General features: G+C 60.7%; 20 protein-coding genes. 10 read left to right on the top strand and 10 right to left on the bottom strand.

Features of this window, described 5'->3' with window-relative positions; all coding sequences use genetic code 11:
* Positions 1-112: 112 nt before the first annotated feature.
* Entirely contained in the window at positions 113-1441 is a 1329-nt protein-coding gene (miaB, locus tag H8F22_RS24115; RefSeq protein ID WP_032833561.1) for a tRNA (N6-isopentenyl adenosine(37)-C2)-methylthiotransferase MiaB, read from the bottom strand.
* A 134-nt stretch (positions 1442-1575) separates the two neighbouring features.
* Between miaB and H8F22_RS24110 the strand changes: the two genes are divergently transcribed.
* Positions 1576-1905, top strand: a complete 330-nt coding sequence (locus H8F22_RS24110; RefSeq protein WP_007894425.1) for a DUF1820 family protein — start codon at positions 1576-1578, stop codon at positions 1903-1905.
* A 64-nt stretch (positions 1906-1969) separates the two neighbouring features.
* On the opposite strand, the gene H8F22_RS24105 is transcribed toward H8F22_RS24110, so the two are convergent.
* The 4 genes from H8F22_RS24105 to H8F22_RS24090 all read right to left on the bottom strand — a co-directional run bounded on the left by H8F22_RS24105 (position 1970) and on the right by H8F22_RS24090 (position 5502).
* The gene (locus H8F22_RS24105) at positions 1970-2524 is read right to left on the bottom strand and encodes a tetratricopeptide repeat protein (RefSeq protein WP_027924279.1); all 555 of its coding nucleotides are present in this window, start codon (positions 2522-2524) and stop codon (positions 1970-1972) included.
* A 225-nt stretch (positions 2525-2749) separates the two neighbouring features.
* Positions 2750-4033, bottom strand: a complete 1284-nt coding sequence (gene hemL / locus H8F22_RS24100; RefSeq protein ID WP_027924278.1) for a glutamate-1-semialdehyde 2,1-aminomutase — start codon at positions 4031-4033, stop codon at positions 2750-2752.
* Between the two features lie 15 nt (positions 4034-4048).
* On the bottom strand, positions 4049-4672 hold the full coding sequence (gene thiE / locus H8F22_RS24095) for a thiamine phosphate synthase (protein ID WP_027924277.1): 624 nt from the start codon (positions 4670-4672) through the stop codon (positions 4049-4051).
* Positions 4673-4704: 32 nt separating this feature from the next.
* Entirely contained in the window at positions 4705-5502 is a 798-nt protein-coding gene (locus tag H8F22_RS24090) for a hydroxymethylpyrimidine/phosphomethylpyrimidine kinase (RefSeq protein ID WP_027924276.1), read from the bottom strand.
* Between the two features lie 325 nt (positions 5503-5827).
* Between H8F22_RS24090 and H8F22_RS24085 the strand changes: the two genes are divergently transcribed.
* From H8F22_RS24085 to H8F22_RS24070, 4 genes are all read left to right on the top strand, one after another.
* Positions 5828-8212, top strand: a complete 2385-nt coding sequence (locus tag H8F22_RS24085; protein ID WP_027924275.1) for a hybrid sensor histidine kinase/response regulator — start codon at positions 5828-5830, stop codon at positions 8210-8212.
* Positions 8213-8286: 74 nt separating this feature from the next.
* Positions 8287-9936 carry an acyl-CoA dehydrogenase family protein gene (locus H8F22_RS24080; protein WP_027924274.1) on the top strand — a complete coding sequence of 550 codons (1650 nt, stop codon included), beginning with the start codon at positions 8287-8289 and terminating at the stop codon, positions 9934-9936.
* A gap of 104 nt (positions 9937-10040) precedes the next feature.
* Positions 10041-11540 carry an AMP nucleosidase gene (amn, locus tag H8F22_RS24075; protein ID WP_172825928.1) on the top strand — a complete coding sequence of 500 codons (1500 nt, stop codon included), beginning with the start codon at positions 10041-10043 and terminating at the stop codon, positions 11538-11540.
* A 68-nt stretch (positions 11541-11608) separates the two neighbouring features.
* Positions 11609-12244: a pseudouridine synthase gene (locus H8F22_RS24070; RefSeq protein ID WP_027924272.1), complete on the top strand. Its 636-nt coding sequence runs from the start codon at positions 11609-11611 to the stop codon at positions 12242-12244.
* Here H8F22_RS24070 and H8F22_RS24065 read toward each other — a convergent pair.
* Positions 12239-12448 carry a DUF2788 domain-containing protein gene (locus H8F22_RS24065; RefSeq protein ID WP_027924271.1) on the bottom strand — a complete coding sequence of 70 codons (210 nt, stop codon included), beginning with the start codon at positions 12446-12448 and terminating at the stop codon, positions 12239-12241. The two genes, H8F22_RS24070 and H8F22_RS24065, sit on opposite strands and share 6 nt — an antisense overlap.
* 200 nt (positions 12449-12648) lie before the next feature.
* Complete coding sequence (locus H8F22_RS24060; RefSeq protein ID WP_007894448.1) at positions 12649-13128, bottom strand: Lrp/AsnC family transcriptional regulator; 480 nt, start codon at positions 13126-13128, stop codon at positions 12649-12651.
* A gap of 435 nt (positions 13129-13563) precedes the next feature.
* Between H8F22_RS24060 and H8F22_RS24055 the strand changes: the two genes are divergently transcribed.
* Positions 13564-14628 carry a DUF6515 family protein gene (locus H8F22_RS24055; protein ID WP_027924270.1) on the top strand — a complete coding sequence of 355 codons (1065 nt, stop codon included), beginning with the start codon at positions 13564-13566 and terminating at the stop codon, positions 14626-14628.
* Here H8F22_RS24055 and H8F22_RS24050 read toward each other — a convergent pair.
* Positions 14613-15518 carry a cation diffusion facilitator family transporter gene (locus H8F22_RS24050; RefSeq protein WP_027924269.1) on the bottom strand — a complete coding sequence of 302 codons (906 nt, stop codon included), beginning with the start codon at positions 15516-15518 and terminating at the stop codon, positions 14613-14615. The genes H8F22_RS24055 and H8F22_RS24050 overlap by 16 nt on opposite strands.
* A 29-nt stretch (positions 15519-15547) precedes the next feature.
* On the bottom strand, positions 15548-15967 hold the full coding sequence (locus H8F22_RS24045; protein WP_027924268.1) for a hypothetical protein: 420 nt from the start codon (positions 15965-15967) through the stop codon (positions 15548-15550).
* Positions 15968-16328: 361 nt separating this feature from the next.
* On the opposite strand from H8F22_RS24045, the gene hrpB reads away from it, so the two are divergent.
* Complete coding sequence (hrpB, locus tag H8F22_RS24040; protein ID WP_194940766.1) at positions 16329-18845, top strand: ATP-dependent helicase HrpB; 2517 nt, start codon at positions 16329-16331, stop codon at positions 18843-18845.
* 170 nt (positions 18846-19015) lie between these two features.
* On the opposite strand, the gene H8F22_RS24035 is transcribed toward hrpB, so the two are convergent.
* Positions 19016-19936: a LysR substrate-binding domain-containing protein gene (locus H8F22_RS24035; protein WP_027924266.1), complete on the bottom strand. Its 921-nt coding sequence runs from the start codon at positions 19934-19936 to the stop codon at positions 19016-19018.
* A 225-nt stretch (positions 19937-20161) separates the two neighbouring features.
* Between H8F22_RS24035 and H8F22_RS24030 the strand changes: the two genes are divergently transcribed.
* The 3 genes from H8F22_RS24030 (at position 20162) to H8F22_RS24020 (ending at position 24438) form a co-directional block, all read left to right on the top strand.
* Positions 20162-21655, top strand: coding sequence for an aldehyde dehydrogenase (locus H8F22_RS24030; protein ID WP_194940765.1), 1494 nt, complete (start codon positions 20162-20164; stop codon positions 21653-21655).
* Positions 21656-21686: 31 nt separating this feature from the next.
* Positions 21687-23057, top strand: coding sequence for an aspartate aminotransferase family protein (locus H8F22_RS24025; RefSeq protein WP_059182109.1), 1371 nt, complete (start codon positions 21687-21689; stop codon positions 23055-23057).
* Positions 23058-23451: 394 nt separating this feature from the next.
* On the top strand, positions 23452-24438 hold the full coding sequence (locus H8F22_RS24020; RefSeq protein WP_027924263.1) for an ABC transporter substrate-binding protein: 987 nt from the start codon (positions 23452-23454) through the stop codon (positions 24436-24438).
* Positions 24439-24444 lie beyond the last annotated feature (6 nt).

Here is a 24444-nt window from a genome sequence, read left to right as displayed (position 1 = left end):
ATGAAATCAAGGATAACGCCAGTGGGCTGGGTGCGAAAGCTCTTAATATTCCAGCCTCAAACACGGACCCCTATGGGAGCGAGCAGGCTCGCTACCACAGGGTTACTCAGTGTTACTGGATCAGCGAGCCCCGCAGCGAGTGCGGTTGTGCGGCATCGATGTGCACGTCGGCGAATTGGCCAATCAAGGTTGGCGTGTCGCAGCGGAAGTTGACGATACGGTTATTCTCGGTCCGGCCTTGCAGTTCGCCGGGGTCTTTTTTCGAGTAATCGGTGACCAGGATCCGCTGGATCGAACCGACCATTTGTCGGCTGATTTCGAAACCTTGCTGGTTCAGGCGATGTTGCAGGGCGTTCAGGCGCTCTTTCTTCAACGCTTCCGGCGTCTCGTCGACCAGGTCGGCCGCCGGGGTGCCCGGGCGCTGGCTGTAGACGAACGAGTAGGAGAAGTCGAAACCGACGTCTTCGATCAGCTTCATGGTTTGTTCGAAGTCTTTTTCGGTCTCGCCCGGGAAGCCGACGATGAAGTCCGAACTGATGCAAATGCCCGGCACGGCGGCCCGCAGCTTGCGCAGTTTGGATTTGTATTCCAGCGCGGTGTGGTTGCGCTTCATCGCCGAGAGAATTCGGTCCGAACCCGACTGCACCGGCAAATGCAGGTGTTTGACCAGTTCCGGCACATCGGCGTGGGCCTGGATCAGGCTGTCGGAGAACTCCAGCGGGTGCGACGTGGTGTAGCGAATCCGGTCGATGCCATCGACGGCGGCCACGACACGAATCAGCTCGGCCAGATCGGCGAGGCGACCGTCATGCGTGGTGCCGCGATAACCGTTGACGTTCTGACCCAGCAGTGTCACTTCGCGCACGCCGTTTTCAGCCAGGTGGATGATCTCGGCAATCACATCGTCGAACGGCCGGCTGACTTCTTCGCCACGGGTGTACGGCACCACGCAGAAGGTGCAGTACTTGCTGCAGCCTTCCATCACCGACACATAAGCGCTTGGGCCATCGATGCGCGGCTCGGGCAAATGGTCGAACTTTTCGATTTCCGGGAACGAGACGTCAACTTGCGGCAGCTTGGTGGCGCGTGCGGCGTCGATCATTTCCGGCAGGCGGTGCAAGGTTTGCGGGCCGAAGACCACGTCGACATACGGCGCGCGATCACGAATGGCTGCGCCTTCCTGACTGGCCACGCAACCGCCGACGGCGATCACCATGTCCGGGTTGGCGAGTTTCAGTTCACGCCAGCGGCCTAACTGGGAATACACCCGGTCCTGGGCGCGCTCGCGAATGGAGCAGGTGTTGAGCAGGATCACGTCGGCGTCTTCAGCGCGGGCGGTGACTTCCAGGGCCTGGTGTTCGCCCAGCAAGTCGACCATGCGCGAGCTGTCGTACTCGTTCATCTGACAACCGTGGGTTTCGATGTAAAGCTTCTTGGCCATGGACAGAGTCATCACGTGATTCAAAGAACCGCGCATTATAGGGAACATGTCCCAAGGTTCCTACCGCTGTGCGTCCGGTGGCTATGCTATAGTTCGCGCCCTCATTTTTATCCCAAATGTGTTGCTCGCCCACCATGACCAAACGTGAAGCTCCAATCTACAAGGTGATTTTCCTCAACCAGGGCCAGGTGTACGAAATGTATGCCAAGCAGATCTATCAAAGTGATCTGTGGGGCTTTCTGGAAGTGGAAGAGTTCGTCTTTGGCGAGCGCACGCAAGTGGTCGTCGATCCGAGCGAAGAGAAGCTCAAGGCTCAGTTCGAAGGCGTGGTACGCAGTTTTGTGCCGATGCATTCGATTGTGCGCATCGACGAGGTCGAGCGCCTGGGTACGCCGAAAATCAGCGAAGCCCGTGGCGCGGTCGGCAATGTCATGCCGTTTCCGATGCCGATGCCTGAAAAGTAAGCCTTAAAACCGAGTCGCCCCATTCGACTTGCTCGCGAAGGGGCCTGTCATTTCGCCGCAGAAATCAGGGTAGCGGTGCAAAAGGCGTTCGCCCATCCGCATTCTGCAATTCCATCAGGTATTTACGAAAGATTTGCCCCAGCACCTGAGTCGCCACTTCCAGCTCTTCGCGCGGCATTTTCTCGGTGACTTCGTCGGCGGTGTCCAGCGCATCTTCAGCACCGTTGACCGCAGCCATTTTCAGCAGAATGTAAGCCTGAACGTTATTGGCCTGAACACCTTCGCCATGGAAGAACATGGTGCCCAGTTTGAATTGCGCCTGGGCGTGGCCTTGCAGCGAGGCTTTTTCGAAATAGCTGAGGGCTTGATTGAGGTCGCGAGGCGCGTTTTTGCCTTCGTAGTAGAACTCACCCAACTCGTATTGCGCTTGTGCATCCCCTTCATCCGACGCTTTCTGGCAGGCGGCGAGCGCTTGCGTCAGGTCTTGCGGCTGAGTATTGAGGGTGCAGCGACCCATCGCTGGGATTAACAACGAGTTGCCGCCTGCTTGTGCGTGCGCGAGCAGGGGCTGAAGGAGCAACAGGCAGCCCAGTGCAAGGGCGCGGCCGGTGCGGTTCATGAGAATCGACTTACCTCTGAAGGGCGCGCGGACCCATCGAGGGATCCAATAAGCGCGCATTATGAAATAAGCAGGGCCAACCTTACAAAGTCTTTACTCGTTTTTCTGCTGCGCGGGGAATATATCGCCCAATTTGCGGGAGATTATTGGCAGAAGCGTAGGAATAAGGGTGTGAATGCAGGTAAAAGCTGACGCTGGCAGTCGCCAACGTCAGCGGCAGAGCGATTATTTCAATGCGGCGAATGCACGCTCAGCGGCATCCAGCGTCAGTTTCAACTCGGCGTCGCCATGGGCGATCGAGGTAAAGCCGGCTTCGAATGCGCTCGGCGCCAGGTAAACGCCACCTTCAAGCATCAGATGGAAGAAGCGACCGAACAGCGCCGCGTCGCTGGCCATTACGTCATCGAAGGTCACGATGTCGTCGGCGCCACTGAAATACAGGCCGAACATGCCGCCCGCCTGCGTGGTCACGAACGGAATACCCGCCGCATCGGCGCGTTGTTGCAGGCCATCGAGCAGGCGACTGGTGTAGTCGCTCAGCTCGGCATGGAAGCCTGGACGGCTGATCAGGCGCAGGGTGGTCAGGCCAGCGGCCATGGCCAGCGGGTTACCCGACAACGTGCCTGCCTGGTATACCGGACCCAGTGGCGCGATGTGCGACATGATTTCGCGTTTACCGCCGAAGCAGCCGACCGGCATGCCACCGCCGATAATCTTGCCGAAGGTGCTCAGGTCCGGCGTTACGCCGAAATGCGCTTGTGCGCCGCCGAGGGCGACGCGGAAACCGGTCATCACTTCGTCGAAAATCAGCACCACACCGTGCTTGTCGCACAGGGTCCGCAGGCCTTCGAGGAAACCTGGCGCCGGCGGTACGCAGTTCATGTTGCCAGCGACGGGCTCGACGATGATGCACGCCACGTCCTGGCCGACTTCGGCGAGCATGGTTTCCACCGCGTCGATGTCATTGAATGGCAGGGTCAGGGTGTGTTTGGCGAAGTCCGCCGGCACGCCGGCCGAGCTCGGTACGCCCTGGGTCAGCGCGCCGGAGCCAGCCTTGACCAGCAGACTGTCGGAATGACCGTGGTAGCAGCCTTCGAACTTGATGATGCTGTCGCGGCCGGTGAAACCACGGGCCAGACGGATCGCGCTCATGGTCGCTTCGGTGCCGGAGCTGACCATGCGCACCATTTCCATCGACGGCACGATCGAGCAAACCAGGTCCGCCATTTCGGTTTCCATCGCGGTCGGGGCGCCGTAGGACAAACCGTGTTCCAGCTGTTTACGCACCGCGTCCAGCACGTCCGGATGGCTGTGGCCGAGGATCATCGGGCCCCAGGAACCGACGTAATCCACATAACGCTTGTCGTCTTCGTCGGTGACGTAGGCGCCTTCAGCGTGTTTGAAAAACAACGGGGTGCCGCCGACGCTTTTGAACGCGCGCACAGGCGAATTCACGCCACCGGGAATGTGTTTCTGGGCATTGGCAAACAGGGTTTCGGAACGAGACATGGTCGGGCTCTCAAATCAGACTTTAAGTAATTCGTTAAACGCGCGAGCGCGGCGGGTCACTTCGGCTGCGCTCTCGGCGCCAAACAGACCGTGGACAACCGCCAGCAGATCAACTCCGTGGGCCACCAATGGCGCGGCATTTTCCAGGGTGATGCCCCCAATCGCGCAGATTGGCAGGTGCAGTGTGCTGCGGGCCTGATCGAGCAAGTCGAGGCTGCAGGTCGGTGCGCCGGGTTTGGTGTTGGAGTTGAAGAAACGGCCGAAGGCGACGTAACTGGCGCCTTCTTTTGCAGCCTGTTCGGCGAGTTCGAGTTGCGCGTGGCAAGTCGAACCGATGATGGCTTGGCGACCGAGCAGGGCGCGGGCCGGGGTCAGTGGGCCGTCGGTCTGGCCCAGGTGCACGCCAACGTTCAGGCGCGCAGCGAGCTCGGCATCGTCGTTGATGATCAGGTGAGTCTTGTAGCGTTCGCACAAATCACGCAGCGCCTCAGCCTCACGCAGACGCCGTGCCTCGTCGCTGCTCTTGTCGCGGTATTGCAGCAGGGTGACGCCGCCTTCCAGCGCCGCCTCCACGTACGAAAGAAATTTACCGGCCAGCAACTGGCTATCGGTAATGGCGTACAGGCCACGTAGTTTCATCGGACAAGCCTCGGCGCTTTACGCTTCAATAGTTACGAGCAGAAATCCAGGGGCAGACGGCGCGGCACGAACTGGCCTTTGCCCAGCTGCTCTGCATCACGCAGGGTTCGCCATGTGTAGTTAAGCGCGGTCTGTACCGCACTGGCGAGGTTTTCACCCTGGGCCAGACGACCGGCCAAGGCGCTGGCCAGCGTGCAACCGGAACCGTGATAGCTGCCGGGCAAGCGCTGGCAGGTAAAGGTTTCGCGGCGACCGTCGCGGCTGTAGAGGCGGTTGTGGATTTCGTGTTCGTCGCCATGGCCGCCAGTGATCAGCAGGTGTTTGACGAACGGCAACAGTTTTTCGGCGCATTCGTCGGCCGTGCCTTCTGGCAGTTCGGCGAGGATGCGCGCTTCGGGAAGGTTAGGGGTGGCGATGATGGACAGGGGCAGCAGGCGTTCGCGCATGGCGTAGCCGACTTCGTCCTTGCCCAGTCGTCCGCCACCGCCGGCGCGCAGCACCGGGTCGCAGACCACCGGCAAATGCGGGTGCGCCGAGAGCAGTTCGACAACGGTGTCGACCATCTCCAGGGAACCGAGCATGCCCAGTTTGACCGCAGCGACTTCGGAATCGTTGAGCACGGCATTGGCCTGGGCCAACACCCACTCACGGTCGAGGACGCGAAAGTCAGTGACGTTGACCGTATCTTGCACGGTCAGGGCAGTGACGGCCGGAGCCGCATGGCAACCCTGGGCGAGCAGGGCTTCGATATCTGCCTGCAAGCCGGCGCCACCACTTGGGTCGTGGCCGGAGAGACAGAGGACAACGGGGCGAGAGCTGTAGATATTCATGGTGCGCGAGCTTACCACCAGTCGACCAGCGAGTCATGAGACGGACTTGTAGCGGCTGGCGAAGCCTGCGTCCGGCTGCTACAGGGATATGTAAAACGGCCGATGCATTGATAGAACCTGACCAACCACGCTGATTTTGCGCAAAATTTGTCGCTGGAACGCCCGTACTAGAGCCTCTGCAGTAAATTTTTCAATGGTGTTCAATGGCCACCAGCGGCTATGCTAGAGTGGATCCAAACCAATAACAGGTAATGCCGGTTTTACGTCTACTCAAAGGGAATGAGGGGCTTCCTGAGATAACCGGACAGGCCACGCTGGGGCTTAAATGCGCTATTTGCTGATGTTGCTGCTTTGCTTGCCCCTCATGGCGAGCGCCGTCGAGTTCGACGAATTCACCCAGAGCCTTCCCCTGGGCCGAGTCATGCAGGTGTACGAAGACGCGGGTGGTCAGGCGACCATCGCTGATGTTCGTGCGCAGGCTGCGGCCGGAAACTTCAAACCCCACGACAAAGCCACGCTCAACGCCGGGTACTCGCGTTCGGTGTTCTGGCTAAAAATCGATCTGCATTACCGCCCGACCAACCCCGCGGCGCAGCGCACCTGGTTGCTCGAGCTGGCCTATCCGCCCCTCGATCACCTTGATCTGTACTTGCCCGATGCAACCGGCAGCTATCAATTGGTGCGGCAGACCGGTGATGCCTTGCCGTTTGCCACTCGCGAGATCCGCCAGAACAACTACCTGTTCGATTTGAATTTCACCCCAGACCAGGCGCAAACCGTCTACTTGCGCCTGCAAAGTGAAGGCTCGATTCAGGCGCCGGTGACCTTGTGGTCGAGCACCGCGTTTCTTGAAGAACAACCGGTGCGCCTCTACGTTTTGGGGCTGATCTACGGCGTGTTGCTGGGGATGTTGGTGTACAACCTGTTCATCTACCTCAGCGTGCGAGACACCAGTTACCTCTATTACATCTTCTACATTGCCTCGTTTGGCCTGTATCAGCTGTCAGTCAACGGCGCGGCCGTGGAGTATTTCTGGCCGAATAATCCCTGGTGGGCCAACGCGGCCACGCCGTTCTTCATCGGCTGTGCCGGGCTGTTCGGCAGCCAGTTCGCCCGCAGCTTCCTGCAGACCGGGTCCTACGGTCGCTGGCTCGACCGCTTGTTGCTGGCATTGATTGCATTCGGCGCGGTGGTGATCGGGTTGTCATTGATGGCCAGTTACGCCCTGGCCCTGCGCCTGGCCACAGCGTTGGCCTTGACCTTCACCGTGGTGATTTTCGCCGCCGGGTTGTGCGCCTGGCTTCGCGGCCTGCGGGTGGCGCGCTACTTCATCATTGCCTGGTCGGCGTTTTTGCTCGGCGGCATCGTCAACACGCTGATGGTGCTGGGTTACCTGCCCAACGTGTTCCTGACCATGTATTCGAGCCAGATCGGTTCGGCGATTGAAGTCGCCTTGCTGTCGCTGGCCCTGGCCGACCGCATCAACGCCATGCGCGAGCAGCAGGCGCAAACGTTGTTTGATGCCGGCCAAAAGCTTGAAGTGCTGAACCAGCAACTGGCCCACAGTAACAAGCTCAAGGACGAATTCCTCGCCACCCTGACCCACGAATTGCGCACCCCCATGAACGGTGTGATCGGTTCTTTGGAGTTGATGCAGACCGTCGAGATGGACCCGGAACTGGAGCAATACCAGCAGACCGCCGCCGGTTCCGCGCGGGACATGATGCGCATGGTCAACGGCATCCTGACCCTGACCGAATTGCAGGCCGGCAAGCTCAAGGCCACGCCGGCAACGTTCAGCTTGCGCGGTGTGGTCGATGCCTTGCGGGCGCAGTTCGAGGGCAATGCCTCGAGCAAGTCGCTGGACTTCAAAGTCGACGTCACGTCGGGGCTGCCGGACCGCTTGCACGGCGACAGCACCAAGCTGGCGCAGTGCCTGGAATGCCTGCTGGACAACGCGATCAAGTTCACCCGGGTCGGCGGGCTTGCGCTGCGGGTGACCGGCAAACCGGTGGAAAACGGGCGGCTGTCGTTGTCGTTTGCGGTGATCGACACCGGCATCGGCTTCACCGATCTGGGTGAGGCGACGATGTATCAGCGTTTCTTCCAGCTCGACGGTTCGATGACTCGCGAGTACGGCGGCCTGGGCGTAGGCCTGGCGATTTGCCGGCAACTGGTCGAATTGCTCGGTGGCCGCCTGACACACCGTTCGGAGCCGGGCAGTGGCAGCCGGTTCCAGCTGGATGTCGACTTTGAAGTGCCCGTGGTAGAGCGCCCGCACGTGCCGTTGATGAGTGGTGATCCAGCGCGTTTGCGCCTGCCTCAGGATTGCAGCGTGCTGCTGGTCGACGACAACAGCGTCAACCAGTTGGTGATGCGCGGCATGTTGCTCAAGCTCGGGTTTCGGGTGCGTTCTGCGGACAACGGCGCGGCCGCGCTCGATCAGTTGCAGCGTGAAACCTTTGACGCGGTGCTGCTCGACTGCCAGCTGCCGTCTCTGAATGGCCTCTCGTTGTGCTGCCAGATCCGCGACTTGCCGGGTTGCGCCGAGTTGCCGGTGTTTGTGGTCGCACTCAGCGTCGATCGCGAACGCTGCCCGACCGGCGACATGATCGATTACCTGAACAAACCGGTGAAATTCGAAGACTTGCAGGCCGCCCTGTATCGGCGGGTGTTGTGCCCAAGGCAAGGCGAAAGCGCCGACAGTTAGGCGGATATGCCACTTTGTTCAGCCTCGGGGCAGTGCTTAACTGAATCCCTTGGCTGACCCAAAGGAGCCCCGTCATGAACCTGCATCAGTTCGCCGAAACCCACGAAGTCACCAACCAGCCACCGTCGCTGGACGGCACTAACCTCTACCGCATCGACCTGCCGTTGCAGGAGTGGTCGCGACGGTTCGGGGCCGGTTGGGCCGAGTCGCGGATCGACGCCTATGGCGCACTGGCCGGCGGGTCGCTGATGGAGGCCGGGTTCCTCGCCAATCAGAACAAACCGGTATTCGTCAGCCATGACCGTTATGGCCATCGCATCGATCTGGTGGAATTCCACCCGGCCTATCACCAATTGATGCGCACTGCCGTCGAGCACGGGCTGACGTCGTTGCCCTGGGCGCATCCACAGTCCGGTGCCCATGTGGCCCGCGCGTCCATGAGTTACTTGCACAGCCAGGCCGAGGCCGGCAGCGGTTGCCCATTGACCATGACCTTCGCCAGCGTCCCGGCGATGCGCCTGCAACCGGATCTGGCCGAGCAGTGGCTGCCGAAAATCCTCTCGACCGAATACGACCCGCGCAATGTCGGCATGGCCCACAAGGCCGGTGTGACCATCGGCATGGCCATGACTGAGAAGCAGGGCGGCACCGATGTGCGCGCTAACACCACCAAGGCCTATCCGGTCGGCGCCAGCGGCCCGGGCCAGGCTTACGAACTGGTGGGACACAAGTGGTTCTGTTCGGCGCCGATGTGCGATGCGTTCCTGACCCTGGCGCAGACCGATAAGGGTTTGACCTGTTTCCTGCTGCCGCGCCATCGCCCCGACGACACGCGCAATCAGTTCTACATCCAGCGCCTGAAAAACAAACTGGGCAATTGCTCGAACGCCTCCAGCGAAGTGGAATTCCGTGGGGCACTGGCGTGGATGATCGGCGAAGAAGGACGTGGCGTGCCGACCATCATCGAGATGGTTGCCATGACCCGCTTCGATTGCATGGTCGGTTCCAGCGCGCTGATGCGTCAGGCGCTGACCCAGGCCAGCCATCACTGCGCGCACCGCAGCGTTGGCGGCAAGCGGCTCAGCGAACAACCGTTGATGCAAAACGTGCTCGCCGATCTGGCGCTGGAAAGCGAAGCCGCCCTCGCGTTGAGCCTGCGCATGGGCAAGGCGCTGGATCATCTGGACGACAGCCATGAAGCGAAATTCGCCCGACTGGTAACGGCAGTGGGTAAATACTGGATCTGCAAACGAGCGCCCGCGATGATCAATGAAGCCGCCGAATGCATGGGCGGCGCCGGGTATGTCGAAGAAAGCATCCTGCCGCGCCTGTATAGAGAGGCGCCGGTCAATTCGACGTGGGAAGGTTCCGGCAACGTGCAGTGCCTGGATGTGTTGCGCGCTTTGTCGAAGGAACCGGGTGTGCTGGATGTGTTGTTCAGCGAACTGGGCGATGGTCATGGCGACAAACGCCTGGCCGCGCACATCAGCCAGTTGCAGGCGGCATTCAAGGACACCAGCGACATTCAGTACCGCGCGCGGCAACTCACCGAAGATATTGCATTGGGGCTCCAGGCCAAACTGTTGCTGGAGGCCGGCAATTCGGCGGTCAGTGATGCGTTTATTGCCAGTCGGCTAGGCTCGGCCGGGCGGGTGTATGGCGCGTTGCCGCGAGGGCTGGAAGTGGAAGCGATTGTCGCCCGCGCAACCCCGCAAGGTTTCTGAGCGCGATGAACACCACTGAGCCCGCTCCCACAGGTTCAGTGGTGTCTGAGAATTGCTGTACTGGCAACATTCCACTGTTCCCGTGAAGCGACGATGCAGGCAAGATGAAGGTCTGCAAGTCAGAACACAGGATGCTGATCGTGACCGAAGCTTTTATTGTCGTTCAAACCGCCGAGCAAGCCGTGGACCGGCTTGCGCTCTTGCACAATCGTGCAACCACCGCGCTGAACCAGGCGCTCAAGCGTTACCTCAAGGATCGTGTCGAGCCGGACGCCGAACAGCGTGCGATGTTTCGTTATCCTGAACTGCGTCTGACCTATCACTGCCAAGGCGAAGTCCCGCAGACCACGCGTGCCTACGCCAAGGTTCAACTGCCGGGGACCTACAGCGTCACCGTCACCCATCCGGCCGCTTTCCGTAAATACCTGCTGGAACAACTCGTGCCATTGATGCACGACTTCACCGTGACCGTCGAAGTCGGCGTCAGCCAGCAAAACATTCCTTATCCGTACGTGGTCGAGCAGGGCGATGAACTGGCCGGCTCCGGCGTGACCGCTGCGGTGCTGGCGCGGGTGTTCCCGAGCACCGATTTGTCGGCCGCCACCGATGGCATTGCCGATGGTTTGTACGATTGGGAAAACACCGACCCGCTGCCGCTGGCGCTGTTCGACGCCGCGCGGGTGGACTTTTCCCTGCGTCGACTGGTGCATTACACCGGCAGTGACTGGCGTCATGTGCAGCCGTGGATCCTGCTGACCAACTACCACCGCTACGTTGACCAGTTCATCGTCCATGGCCTGGAGCAATTGCGCAGCGACCCGCGTTTTGTGCGCATGATCTTGCCCGGTAACGTCATCATCGAAAAAAGCATGGACCACGGCGAAGCCTCGGCGATTGCTGCGGGCGTGGTCTGGCACCGTTACCAAATGCCGGCCTATCACCTGATCGCCAGCGATGGCCACGGCGTGACGCTGGTGAACATCGGCGTCGGCCCGTCCAACGCCAAGAACATCACCGACCACCTGGCGGTGTTGCGTCCGCATTGCTGGCTGATGATCGGCCACTGCGGTGGCTTGCGTCAGTCCCAGACCATTGGCGACTACGTGCTGGCGCACGCTTATATGCGCCGCGACGGGATTCTCGACCGGGTCGTGCCGCCGAACATTCCGATTCCGGCCCTGGCTGAAGTGCAGATGGCGTTGCAGCAAGCGGCGGCCAACATCACCGGCGAAAAAGGCGACGAGCTGAAGAAACGCCTGCGTACCGGCACGGTATTGACGTATGACGACCGTAACTGGGAATTGCGCTGGGCGCAGGAGCGTCCGTTGATCAACCTGTCGCGCGCTGTCGCAGTGGACATGGAAAGCGGCACTATCGCCGCCCAGGGCTATCGTTTGCGGGTGCCTTACGGCACGTTGCTGTGTGTCTCGGACAAACCGTTGCACAGCGAAATCAAGCTGCCGGGCTCGGCTAACGCCTTCTATGAGCGCGCGGTCAGCCAGCACTTGAAGATCGGCATCGAAGCGGTGGACCTGTTGCGCACCGAACTCAACTCGCTGCATTCGCGCAAACTGCGCAGCTTCGACGAGCCACCGTTCCGCTAACAGTCATGGTCATTTAACGGTCAGAGCACTAGCATTAGCAGCCCTGACCGTTAGATGTTTCTTTCCCCATGCCCCGTCCACCACGTCCCGCTCCTCGCCGTCCTGGCGCGAATACACCATCCTCAGCCCCGCGCCGTGTCGCCAAGGCGCCGCCGGCCGAGCCGAAGCTGATCCTGTTCAACAAACCGTTCGACGTGCTGACCCAATTCAGCGACGGCGAAGGGCGGGCGACGCTCAAGGATTACATCGAGATTCCCGGAATCTACCCGGCAGGACGGCTGGACCGCGACAGTGAAGGCTTGCTGCTGCTGACCAACGATGGCCAGCTCCAGGCGCGGATCGCCGACCCGAAACACAAACTGGCCAAGACCTATTGGGTGCAGGTGGAAGGCGAGCCGAGTGCCGAGCAATTGCAGCGTTTGCGTGATGGCGTTGAACTGAACGACGGCATGACGCTGCCGGCCGAGGCGCGGCAGCTTGAAGAACCGGAGCTGTGGCCACGCAACCCGCCGGTGCGCTTTCGCAAAAGCGTACCCACGAGTTGGCTGGAATTGGTGATTCGTGAGGGGCGAAACCGTCAGGTGCGGCGCATGACGGCGGCGGTCGGCTTGCCGACATTGCGGCTGGTGCGGGTCAGAATCGGCGACTGGACGATCGAAGGGCTCGATCAGGGCCAGTGGAAAGAAGTACCGGCGCGTTTATAACGTGCCGGATTCGATCAGGCCGATCACCACGCTTTTGATCACGAACGCGGCCACGCCCAGACCCAGCACAAAGAACAGAATCATCGAGCCAAAGCGCCCGGCCTTGGACTTCTTCGCCAGATCCCAGACGATGAAACCCATGAAAATGATCAGGATGCTGACAAGGCCCGTCATCATCCACTCTTCAAATACTGCAGGATCCATCGAACATCTCCAGCGCAGGCGCGGCTAAAAGGGCGCGGCGAGTATACGCCACGGGGGATTGGCGATGTATTGACCTGCGTCGGTGTGTCGCAGTCATTCGTCGCTTGTGCCGGCCCTATCGCGAGCAAGCTCGCTCCCACAGGGGATCTTTGGTGCTCAGAAGATCCCCTGTGGGAGCGAGCTTGCTCGCGATGGCGTCCTCAGCTGCGCAAATGAGTCAGCGGTAATTCAGTGCTATTGAGCACCTGATTCAATACAAAACTCGACCGCACACTCGTCACCCCTTCAATCCGGGTCAGGTGCCCCAGCAGCAGTTTCTGATAGTGATCCATATCGGGCACCACCACCTTCAACTGATAATCCGCATCCATCCCCGTCACCAGGCTGCATTCCAGCACCTGCGGCAAGGTACGAATCGCCGCTTCAAAGTTTTCGAACCGCTCGGGTGTGTGTCGGTCCATGCCGATCAGCACGTAGGCCGTCAGGCTCAAACCGAGCATTTTGCGGTCGAGCAGGGCGACCTGACGGGTGATGTAGCCGTCGTCTTCCAGCTGCTTGACCCGGCGCGAGCATGGCGAAGGCGACAGGCCAATGCGTTCGGCCAGTTCCTGGTTGGAGATGCGCGCGTCACGCTGCAATTCCGCCAAAATGCTCAGGTCGTATCGGTCGAGTTTGCTCATCAATCAGGCCTTTGTCGTAACTATTGCGGCAGATTATCTATCCAGGGTTAAAAATTGCGCAAGTGATGTTTATTTGAGCAATCTTAGCAATCCTCTGCCGGCGCCTCAGGCCTATCCTTATCACCAGAATCACTGCTCGGACAAACAGTCCACAGCGACTCGCCCAATCAGGCCAGTCGCGGCCGCCACCCCCACCGGGGATGTGCCGGCCCCCGAGCTACACACTGTCCAGAAGACGGCGTGAGGTGAGCCGGCGTCATAAGCGTCGAGCACGGACGAAGTTCTCAAAGGGAGGCCGACGGGTCTCCCTTTTCTTTTGCCCGCGATTTCTCTTCTGCCCTCAATAAATAAGTTTCGCGACTGATAACCTGTTGCAGAACCGGTCTGTGCTTTTCCAGTCTTACGTACAGGCCCTAACCCGCAGTGAGGAAAAGCATGAAGTCGCGCATCTGGCGTTTGGCCGGTGTTGGTTTGCTGTGTGTTGGTGTCGCTGCACAATCGCTGGCCGATGATCAGCAAAACCGTGGAAACGATGGCGGGCAGCATGGGCCGGATGGCCATCAGGGCAACGGTCAGGGGCATGGCAACAATCAGCAACGCCCGCAGAACAATGAGCAGAATAATCAGCCCCGTCCGCAGAACAACGAGATCATTCGTGGCGAAAACAGCCGCCAGTTTGAACATAACGGCCAAAACCAAAACAACGGTCAATGGCAGAACCAGAACCAGCCACGACCGCAGCACGACTACAACAACCCGGTTCGCTCGCCGCCACCGCCGCCGCAATTACCCGCCAATGACCTGCCGATTCAGGGCCGGCCCGATACCGTGCGCCAGACCCAGCAGCCGCAGCGTGGGTACTATCAGGACAATCCGCGCAACAACGGATACAACCAGCAGTGGCAAACCGGCGGTATGGGCGCACACCCCAATGATCATTACTGGGCAGGGCGCCCGAATGGTCACGGCAACGGTTGGGGACCCGGTCCGCAGTATCGGCCCGGTCAGGTGATCGATCGTTTCCCGGATCGCGATTACCGCGTGCCTTACGGCGGTCGGGATTACTTCTATTCCGGCGGCTACTGGTATCGCCCGCAAGGCCCGCGTTACGTGGTGGTGCAGCCGCCGCGCGGGATTCGTGTGAGTTACTTGCCCGATTACGCCCGTGAAGTATGGATTGGCGGAGCGTTGTTGTTCCTGGCCGCAGGCTCGTATTACGCCTATCAGGAAAGCACTCAGGACTACGTCGTGGTCGAACCGCCCGTGCAAGCGCAGCCTCAGCCGACGAGCAATGGTTATGACGTCACGGCCTATCCCGCCAACGGTCAGTCACCGGAGCAAGTCAGTCAGGACGGCTACGAGTGCTATCAATACGCGGTGCAGCAAAGCGGCTTCGATCCAAGAACCGCCACCTACCAACCGGATCCTTCGGTGGTGCAAGCCTACCGCCAGGCCCAGGGCAATTGCCTCAGTAGTCGCGGCTATCAGGTTTCTTTCTGAGTCCTGGTGGCCAACGCCACTTCCTGCGGGTCGGCGTGCACCAGCACTTCGGCTCGCGGGTAGGCGGCGTGGATGGCATCGGCGGCTTGATCGCTGATGCCGTGGGCAACTGAAAGCGTCAAATCCCCCGGCAATTCCAGGTGCAGTTGCACGAACCACTGGTTACCGGAAATCCGTGTACGCAAATCATGCGCCCCCAGAACACCCGGCACGCTGCACGCCAGTTCCAGCATGTGCTGACTGACATCCGGTGGCAGTTCTGCATCCATCAACACCGTGAAGCTTTCCCGAGCGATCTGAATCGCGCTCCAGAGAATGTACGCGGCAATCCCCAGACCGAACCACGGGTCGACCTGATGCCAGCCAAACCCGGCCAGCACCAGCGCCACCAGAATGCTGCCATTGAGCAGCAGGTCCGAGCGGTAATGCAGCGAGTCTGCACGCACCGCGTTGGAGCCGGTGGCCTTGACCACGCGATGCTGCACCATCAGCAACGCCAGCGTCAGCACCAGGGAAAACACGATCACCCCGATGCTGATCCATGGCGCGCCGACTGGCTCCGGGTGTTGCAGCCGGTCAATCGCCTGCATGGAAATCAACACCGCACTGCCGCCAATGAACAACGCCTGGGCCATGCCCGCCAGCGACTCGGCCTTGCCATGCCCGTAACGATGGTCGTCATCGGCCGGGCGCAAGGCGTAATGCACTGCCAGCAGGTTGAGCAGCGACGTGACGCCGTCGAGCGTCGAGTCGGTCAACCCGGCGAGCATGCTCACCGAGCCGCTCAACCACCAGGCGATGGCCTTGGCGACGATCAGCGTACACGCCACCGCCACCGAGGCACGGGTCGCCAGCCGCAGCAGGCGGGCATGTTCGGAGCTGGAAATCATAGGGGCAGCTTTTCCTTTTGGTGCACCGATTACGCGGCGGGTTGCAGGCCGAGCAGGGCCAGTTGCTGGGTGCTGCCTTTGTGTTGGATCAGGCGTGGGTCGTCCAGCGGGAAGCTGCGGCCCAGTTCAGTTTCGAGAATAGTCTGCAACTTGTGGTTATCGACCTTGCCGTCCGCTCCGATCGCTTCCTTGAGCTTCTCCGGATCGACCTGAGCCGTCTTGCCAGGCTCGAAGTAAATCGCGCCGGTGGCGAAGTCGACCGCAAACGCGATCAGGCCGGGGATGATGTAGAACAACAGGCCCACGGCATCCAGCGCGGCGATGGCCGGGTCAATCTTGCCGTCGATTTGCCCACGGCGGTCGGGGTAGAAAATCGAGCCGCAAGCGGTCACTTGGGTGAGCAGGGTTGCAACCAACACACCGCCAATCAGGCGAAAGGGAACACGCATATGAAATCTCCTGGGTAATTTCAAAACGAAAAGGCGTCGGTATGAATTAGGACCCTTACGAACGCCTGGCAGTTCGCCGTTATACTCGCGCCGGCAGGGCGTGCCCACAGTAAATTGCGGCCGCGTCTCACCCCCATTGGGATAGTTGAGGATTGATGTTGTTTTTTTCAGATCGGCAACGCGCAACGGCTGATGAAGTTTTTCGGGGTTCGGCCCTCCGGGCTGAAGCTGTGGACGCGCCATGCTGCGTTGCGGGACTTGGCAAGGAAACGACCCTTACCTGCGTCCCGCGCCTTGCCTGGAACGTCCACAGCTTCAACGTGACTCACAATTTACTGTGGGCATGCCCTGGGGAGCCAGCATGATTTCTTTGCCGATTGATGAAGTTTTACCCGCGCTGCGTGACGCCTTGGCGATACGCCACGAAGCCGTGCTCGAAGCACCGCCCGGCGCCGGTAAGACCACCCGTGTTCCATTGGCCTTGCTCAACGAAGCCTGGCTGGCCGGGCAGACCATTCTGATGCTTGAACCGCGCCGGTTGGCAGCACGGGCGGCGGCGGAGCGGCTGGCCAGTGAAATGGGTGAGAAGGTTGGCGAAACGGTCGGGTATCGCATTCGCCTCGACAGCAAAGTCGGGCCCAAGACCCGTATCGAAGTGGTCACCGAAGGCATCCTCACGCGGCGCTTGCAGGACGACCCGGCGCTGGAAGGCGTTGGCCTGCTGATCTTCGATGAATTCCACGAGCGCAGCCTCGACGCCGACCTGGCGTTGGCCCTTAGCCTGAATGGCCGGGAGCTGTTTCGCGACGATCAACCGCTGAAAATCCTGCTGATGTCGGCAACCCTGGAGGGCGAACGCCTGGCCGGGTTGCTCGACGATGCGCCAATTCTGCGCAGCGAAGGTCGCATGTACCCGGTGGCGATGCGCTGGGGGCGGCCGTTCCAGCCCGGTGAGTTCATCGAGCCGCGAGTGGTGCAGACCATCCTTGAGGCCTTGAACGATGAAACCGGCAGCCTTCTGGTGTTCCTGCCGGGACAAGCGGAAATCCGTCGGGTCCATCAACAATTGGCTGATGCCTTGGGCGATAGCCCGCAGGTGCTGCTGTGCCCGCTGCACGGCGAACTGGACCTGAATGCCCAACGCGCGGCGATTGATCCAGCGCCGGCAGGCTTTCGCAAAGTGGTGCTGGCAACCAACATCGCCGAGACCAGCCTGACCATCGATGGCGTGCGCGTGGTGATCGACGCGGGGTTGGCGCGGGTACCGCGTTTCGACCCCGGCAGCGGCATGACCCGCCTCGACACCCAACGCATCTCCAAGGCCAGCGCCACGCAACGCGCGGGCCGGGCAGGGCGCTTGGAGCCGGGGGTGTGTTATCGCTTGTGGTCACAGGATCAGCATGAACAACTGGCGGCCTACGCCAGTGCGGAAATTCTCTCGGCGGACCTCGCCGGCCTGGCGTTGCAACTCGGTCGCTGGGGCGTGACGCCGGGTCAGTTGGTTTGGCTGGATGTCCCGCCGGCCGCCGCCTATGCCCAGGCTCAGGACTTGCTGGATCGACTGGGCGCATTGGACGGTGAAGCGCTGACCCGACACGGTCAGGCCATGGCCGAACTGCCGGCGCATCCGCGTATCGCGCATTTGTTGTTACGCGGCCAGGCGCTCGGCTTGGCCGACATGGCCTGCGATGTCGCGGCATTGCTCGGTGAACGCGATATCTTGCGCGGCGCGGGTGCCGATCTGCACAGTCGCTTGGTGCTGTTGTCCGGCGAAGAACGTGCCGCGCGCGGTGCTCAAGGTGGCGTTCAACGGGCCCGGCAACTGGCGCGGCAATATCGTGGTTATTTGCGTGGCAAAGCCTCGGAGCCGGTCAGCGATCCGGATCATCCGCGCTGGCTCGGCGCACTGCTGGCGCTGGCTTATCCCGACCGTGTTGCCCAGCAGCGCCGTGCCGGGGGGGCGGAATACCGCTTGGCCAACGGCCGCGCCGCGTTGTTCGCCGAGGCTGACAGCCTGATGAAACAGGCATGGCTGGTGATTGCCGATCTCGGCAGTCGTCAGGGCCAGCGGGAGGAAAGGATTTATCTGGCGGCGGATTTCGATCCGGCGCTGTTCGACTCGGTGCTCGCCGAGCAAGTGCGCATCGTCGATCAACTGGATTGGGATGAGCGCGAAGGTGTGTTGCGCGCCGAGCGTCAGCGCAAGGTCGGTGAACTGATCCTGAGCCGCGAACCGTTGACCGGTCTCGATGAAACTGCGCGCAGTCAGGCCTTGGTCAATCTGGTCCGGCGTAAAGGGCTGGAGCTGTTGCCGTGGACTCCGGAGCTGCGTCAGTGGCAGGCGCGGGTGGCCTTGTTGCGTCAGTTGGATATGGCCGGCAAGGGCGACAGTGAATGGCCGGACGTCAGCGATGCTGCGCTGCTCAAAAGCCTTGAACATTGGCTGATGCCGTATCTGGGCAAAGTCTCGCGGCTCAGCCACTTTGCCAACCTGGACCTGTCGAGCATCGTCCATAACTTGCTGCCGTGGCCGCTGCCGCAACGGCTCGATGAGCTGGCGCCGCATCATCTGAGCGTGCCGTCGGGGTCGTCGATTCGTCTGGATTACAGCGAGCAGCCGCCGATTCTGGCGGTGCGTTTGCAGGAACTGTTCGGCCTGGCCGAGACCCCGCGCATTGCCGGTGGCCGGCAAGTGGTCAAGCTGCATCTGCTGTCACCTGCGCGGCGGCCGGTACAGGTAACTCAGGACCTGGCGAACTTCTGGCGCAGCACCTATGCCGAGGTGAAGAAGGATTTGAAGGGGCGGTACCCGAAGCATTACTGGCCGGATGATCCATTGGTGGCCGAAGCCACCGCTCGGATCAAACCCCGCAAGTAACTCTTGGGGTAGAACACAAAAACTGTGGCGAGGGAGCTTGCTCCCGTTGGGCCACGAAGCGGCCCCATAATCGGCCGCCTGAATGTGTCAGATACACCGCATGCAATGGAGATGCGACTGCTGCGCAGTCGAACGGGAGCAAGCTCCCTCGCCACAGGATTTCACTTGGCTCATGTGCTTGCGCCGGCCTTGGCAGTGAGTTGCTCCCGGCAATAGTCGGCAAACAACTGCGCGGGTTTGGTCAGTTGCCCGCGCTTCAACCATGCCGCCACCAATCCCGAACCAGTGACCTCTTCGACGATATCCACGCACACCACTTTCTGCCCGTCGTAAGTGCATTCCGAATGCGGCCGCGTCACCAGGATCGAGAAGCCGAACCCTTGCCCGACCATCCCCCGCACCATCTCGATCGACGGTGAGCTGAAGGCAATGTTCGGCGACAGGTTCAATTCCTCGAACAGGCTGACGAAGTACGTCCGGCTCGGTTGCACGTCCAGCAGAATCATCGGCTCCAGGCACAGGTCGCGCAGCGATACCTGCTTGAGTTGGGCAAAGCGATGGTCTGCCGGCAGCAACGCATAGGGTCGCTGCGCCGGCATCAACGGTTCGGTCTGGATGGTGGCGTCGAGGTCGTGTTCGTACAGGATCGCCAGGTCGAAGGTGCCCGACGTCAGGCCTTGCACCAGCTCTTGTTGCTCGCCGTCGCGAATGCGGATTTTCACCCCCGGATACAGCGCCGAGAATCCGGCAATCAATTGCGGCAAGTACAGCGGCGCGACCGTTTCGAAGCAGCCGATGTCGATCTGTCCCGATACCACGTCATTGTCGGCCAAGGCGTTCTGTTCGAACTCCTTGGCCATGCGCAACAGCTCCTGGGCCTTGCGGTAGAAGCGCGCGCCGCTCGGCGTCAAGGACACGCCTTGGGCGTGATGACGGATCAGCAGTTGCACGCCGAAGCTGTCTTCCAGGCCTTTGATCGCCGTGGAAATCGCCGGCTGGGCGATGTACAGCTTGCGCGAAGCCTCGGCGACGCTGCCGCATTCGACGGTGGTGATGAAGTATTTCAGTTGACGCAAGTTGTAGGCAGCCACGGCAAACCTCGGGGTGGATGATCCAGACATCCAGGCAATATTCGCGCCGACTGCGTCCGTTCTGACGACGGTGTTGTTGTGCTTGAACAATAACCACATACCGCGCCACGGGGGAGGTTGGCTGCCCAGTTTTTTCATGGTCTGCGAAAACATTTTTACTATTTTTCGTGGACACGGGGCTGGGCCACCATCCAATCACAAGAAAAGCCCTTGGAGCATCTGAACGTGTTCGAGCTTGCATATTGGCAAAACAAAGCCGCAGCGCTGCAGTTTCCCGACCAGGCCGTGATCGACGGTAAACGCCGTTCGGCGCAGTCCGGCCAGACATTCGCCGCGATCAACCCGGCCACCGGGCAATGCCTGGCCAACGTGACTGCGTGTGGCGATGAAGAGGTCAACGCTGCCGTCAGCAATGCGCGGCAGGTATTTGAAGCCGGCACCTGGTCGGCGCGTTCGCCCGGTGAGCGCAAACAGGTGCTGCTGCGCCTGGCTGACCTGATCATGGTCAATCGTGAAGAACTGGCTCTGCTTGATTCGCTGAACATGGGCAAACCGGTGATGGACGCCTACAACATCGACGTGCCGGGCGCGGCCGGGGTGTTTCGCTGGTACGCCGAAAGCCTCGACAAACTCTACGACCAGATCGCCCCCAGCGCGCAAAACGTACTGGCGACCATCACCCGTGAAGCCCTCGGTGTGGTCGCGGCCGTGGTGCCGTGGAATTTCCCGCTGGACATGGCCGCGTGGAAACTCGCACCGGCCCTGGCCGCCGGCAACTCGGTGATTCTGAAGCCCGCCGAACAATCACCGTTTTCCGCCCTGCGTCTGGCTGAACTGGCGCTGGAAGCGGGTTTGCCGGCAGGTGTATTGAACGTGCTGCCGGGCCTCGGCGAGCAGACCGGCAAAGCCCTCGGTTTGCACCCGGATGTGGATTGTCTGGTGTTCACCGGCTCTACCGAAGTCGGCAAATACTTCATGCAATATTCTGCGCAGTCGAACCTCAAGCAGGTATGGCTGGAGTGCGGCGGCAAGAGCGCGAACCTGGTGTTCGCCGATTGTCAGGACCTCGATCTGGCCGCTGAAAAAGCCGCGTTCGGGATCTTCTTCAATCAGGGCGAAGTCTGCTCGGCGAATTCGCGATTGCTGGTGCAACGCTCGATTCATGGTGAGTTCGTCGAACGCCTCATGGCGCACGCGGAACGCTGGCTGCCGGGCGATCCACTGGACCCGTCGAGCGGCGCCGGGGCGATTGTCGACAGCCGCCAGACCGCGCGCATCATGAAGTTCATCCAGCAAGCGGAACGCCAGGGCGCGACAAAAGTGTGCGGTGGCCGGCAGTCGATTTTCAACGGCTCTGACAACTTCATTCAGCCGACGATTTTCACCGGCGTGACCCCGGACATGCCGCTGTTTCGCGACGAAGTATTCGGCCCGGTGCTGGCGGTTACCGCATTCGATGACGAGGCCAACGCTTTGCAACTGGCCAACGACAGCGTCTACGGTTTGGCTGCGTCGCTGTGGACCGATGACCTCAATCGCGCCCACCGTGTGGCGCGGCAATTGCGAGCGGGGACCGTATCGGTCAACAGCGTTGATGCACTCGACGTGACCGTGCCTTTCGGCGGCGGCAAACAGTCCGGTTTCGGCCGTGACTTGTCGCTGCATTCATTCGATAAATACACCCAGTTGAAGACCACCTGGTTTCAGCTGCGCTCATAACAGCCGCTAACAACAAAACGGAGAACTGGCGATGACCACACCACGTGAAACCCGCGACTACCAGGCCGCCGACGCTGCGCACCACATCCATGCATTCGTCGATCAGAAGGCACTCAATGACGAAGGACCCCGGGTGATGGTTCGTGGCGAACGCCTGCATCTGTGGGACAACGACGGTCGGCGCTACCTCGACGGCATGTCCGGGTTGTGGTGCACCAACCTCGGTTACGGTCGCAAAGACCTGGCGGCGGCAGCGACTCGGCAACTTGAGCAACTGCCGTACTACAACATGTTTTTCCACACCACTCACCCGCAGGTGATTGAGCTGTCGGAGCTGTTGTTCAGCCTGCTGCCGGGGCACTACAGCCACGCGATCTACACCAACTCCGGGTCTGAGGCCAATGAGGTGCTGATCCGCACCGTGCGGCGTTACTGGACGATTCTCGGCAAGCCCGAGAAGAAAATCATGATCGGTCGCTGGAACGGTTACCACGGCTCGACCCTGGCCGCGACGGCGCTCGGTGGCATGAAGTTCATGCACGAAATGGGCGGCATGATTCCCGATATCGAGCACATCGACGAGCCGTACTTTTTCGCCCACGAAGGCGACCTGACCCCGGCCGAATTTGGCCTGCGGGCAGCGCAGCAACTGGAAGCAAAGATTCTCGAACTGGGCGCGGACAAGGTCGCCGGCTTCATTGCCGAACCGTTCCAGGGGGCGGGCGGGATGATCTTTCCGCCAGAGAGTTACTGGCCGCAAATCCAGCGAATCTGCCGCAAGTACGACGTGCTGCTGTGCGCTGATGAAGTGATCGGCGGCTTCGGTCGCACTGGCGAATGGTTCGCCCACGAATACTTCGGTTTCGAGCCGGACACGCTGTCGATTGCCAAGGGTTTGACCTCCGGTTACATCCCGATGGGCGGGCTGATTCTGTCGAAGAAAATGGCCACCGTGCTGGTGGAACAAGGCGGGGTGTTTGCCCACGGCCTGACGTATTCCGGGCACCCGGTAGCGGCGGCGGTGGCGATTGCCAATCTCAAGGCGTTGCGTGATGAGGGCGTGGTGACGCGGGTCAAGGATGATATCGGCCCGTACCTGCAACAGTGCTTGCGCGAGGTGTTCGGCAACCACCCGTTGGTGGGGGATATTCAGGGTGTCGGCATGGTCGCGGCGCTGCAATTGGCCGAGGACAAAACCAGCCGCAAGCGCTTTGCCAACGAGAACGACATTGCGTGGCGTTGCCGCACGATTGGCTTTGAAGAGGGGGTGATTATTCGTTCGACGCTGGGGCGGATGATCATGGCGCCGGCGTTGATTGCCAGTCGTGAGGAGATTGATGAGCTGGTGGGCAAGACCCTGAAAGCAGTGGATCGTACTGCTCAGGAATACGGCCGACTCTAAGAGTGTCGGAAGGTCCTTCGGACCTTATCGCGGGCAAGCCCGTTCCCACAGGAATTGTGTCGGCCTCGTAATCCGGGCATGACACGGGACCTGTGGGCGCGGGCTTGCCCGCGATAGCTATCGTCCATTCACTACCGTTTTCCAATCGTGCACCCACCTCGGGCATCCCCGCCCACAGCGCTCTTTCGCGGTGCGCGCTACACAGCTTTTTCATCATTCGCCTCGACATATTTCCTAATTTTCCTTCTCCCCGCACTGGGCCAACATCGACTTCGCCAGTCAGCCCGATGCTGCCCGCCACAAGGTCCATCAGAGACCTGAGGTGACAGCTGATGTCCAGGGCCGCTGGCCGTACTGCCCATCAAAACTAAATCAACAGCTTTGGGAGTGCTCCATGATCAAGTCCTTGCTAACCCGCATCGCTCATCCATTGGCGATCACCGCCATCGCCGCCACGGTCGCCACCAGCGCCCAGGCCGGCACCCTCTCTATCGGTCACACCACCTGGGTCGGCTACGGCACCCTCTACCTGGCTCAGGACCTGGGCTACTTCAAGGAAAACGGCTTGACCGTCGAATTGCCCGTCGTCGAAGAGGCTTCGATGTACATGGCCGCGCAGGCCTCGGGCGAGTTGTCGGGCTCGGCGTCGACCATCGACGAAGTGCTGAAATACCGTCCGCAATTCTGCTTCAAGGCTGTGGCCGCGCTGGATGACAGCCATGGTGGCGACGGCGTGCTGGTGGGCAAGGACGTCAAGAGTCTGCAGGAGCTCAAAGGCAAAGCGGTGGCGGTGAACGAAGGGTCGACCTCGCAGTTCTGGTTGTCGTATTTGCTGAAGAAACACGGCATGACCATGAGCGACATCACCGTGCAGAACATGACAGCCGACGACGCGGCTACCGCGTTCATCGCCGGTCGGGTGCCGGCCGCCGTGACATGGGAGCCGCATCTGTCGATGGTGCGTGACAAGAAACAGGGCAAGGTGCTGATCGACAGTAGCAGCACGCCGGGTGTGATTGTCGATGTGGTCGCACTCAACTGCGCCGTCATCGAAAAGCAGCCGGAAGACGTCAAGGCCCTGGTCGCCGGTCTGTACAAAGCGGTCCAGTACACCAAGGACCATCCGCAGGAAGCCTACAAAATCATGGCCAAAGGCGTTGGTGGTTACCTCGCCGATCCGAAGGAACTGGCCGCCGCCGCGCAAGGCGTGCGCTTCTACGATCAGGCCATGAGCGAAAAACTCCTCGGCTCGCCAGGCAAGCCGGGCGACAGCGAACCGCTGATCAAACTGGCCAATGAAACCGCCAGTGAATTGCAGGGCAAACCCTACAACGTCAGCAATGACGATTTGATCGACAACCGTTTCGTCACCCCGCTGTAGGAGGTT

The sequence above is a fragment of the Pseudomonas mucoides genome, assembly GCF_015461845.1.
Classification (GTDB): domain Bacteria; phylum Pseudomonadota; class Gammaproteobacteria; order Pseudomonadales; family Pseudomonadaceae; genus Aquipseudomonas; species Aquipseudomonas mucoides.
The sequence above is the reverse complement of the archived record's forward strand: the minus strand, read 5'-3'. Positions and strand labels throughout refer to the sequence as shown.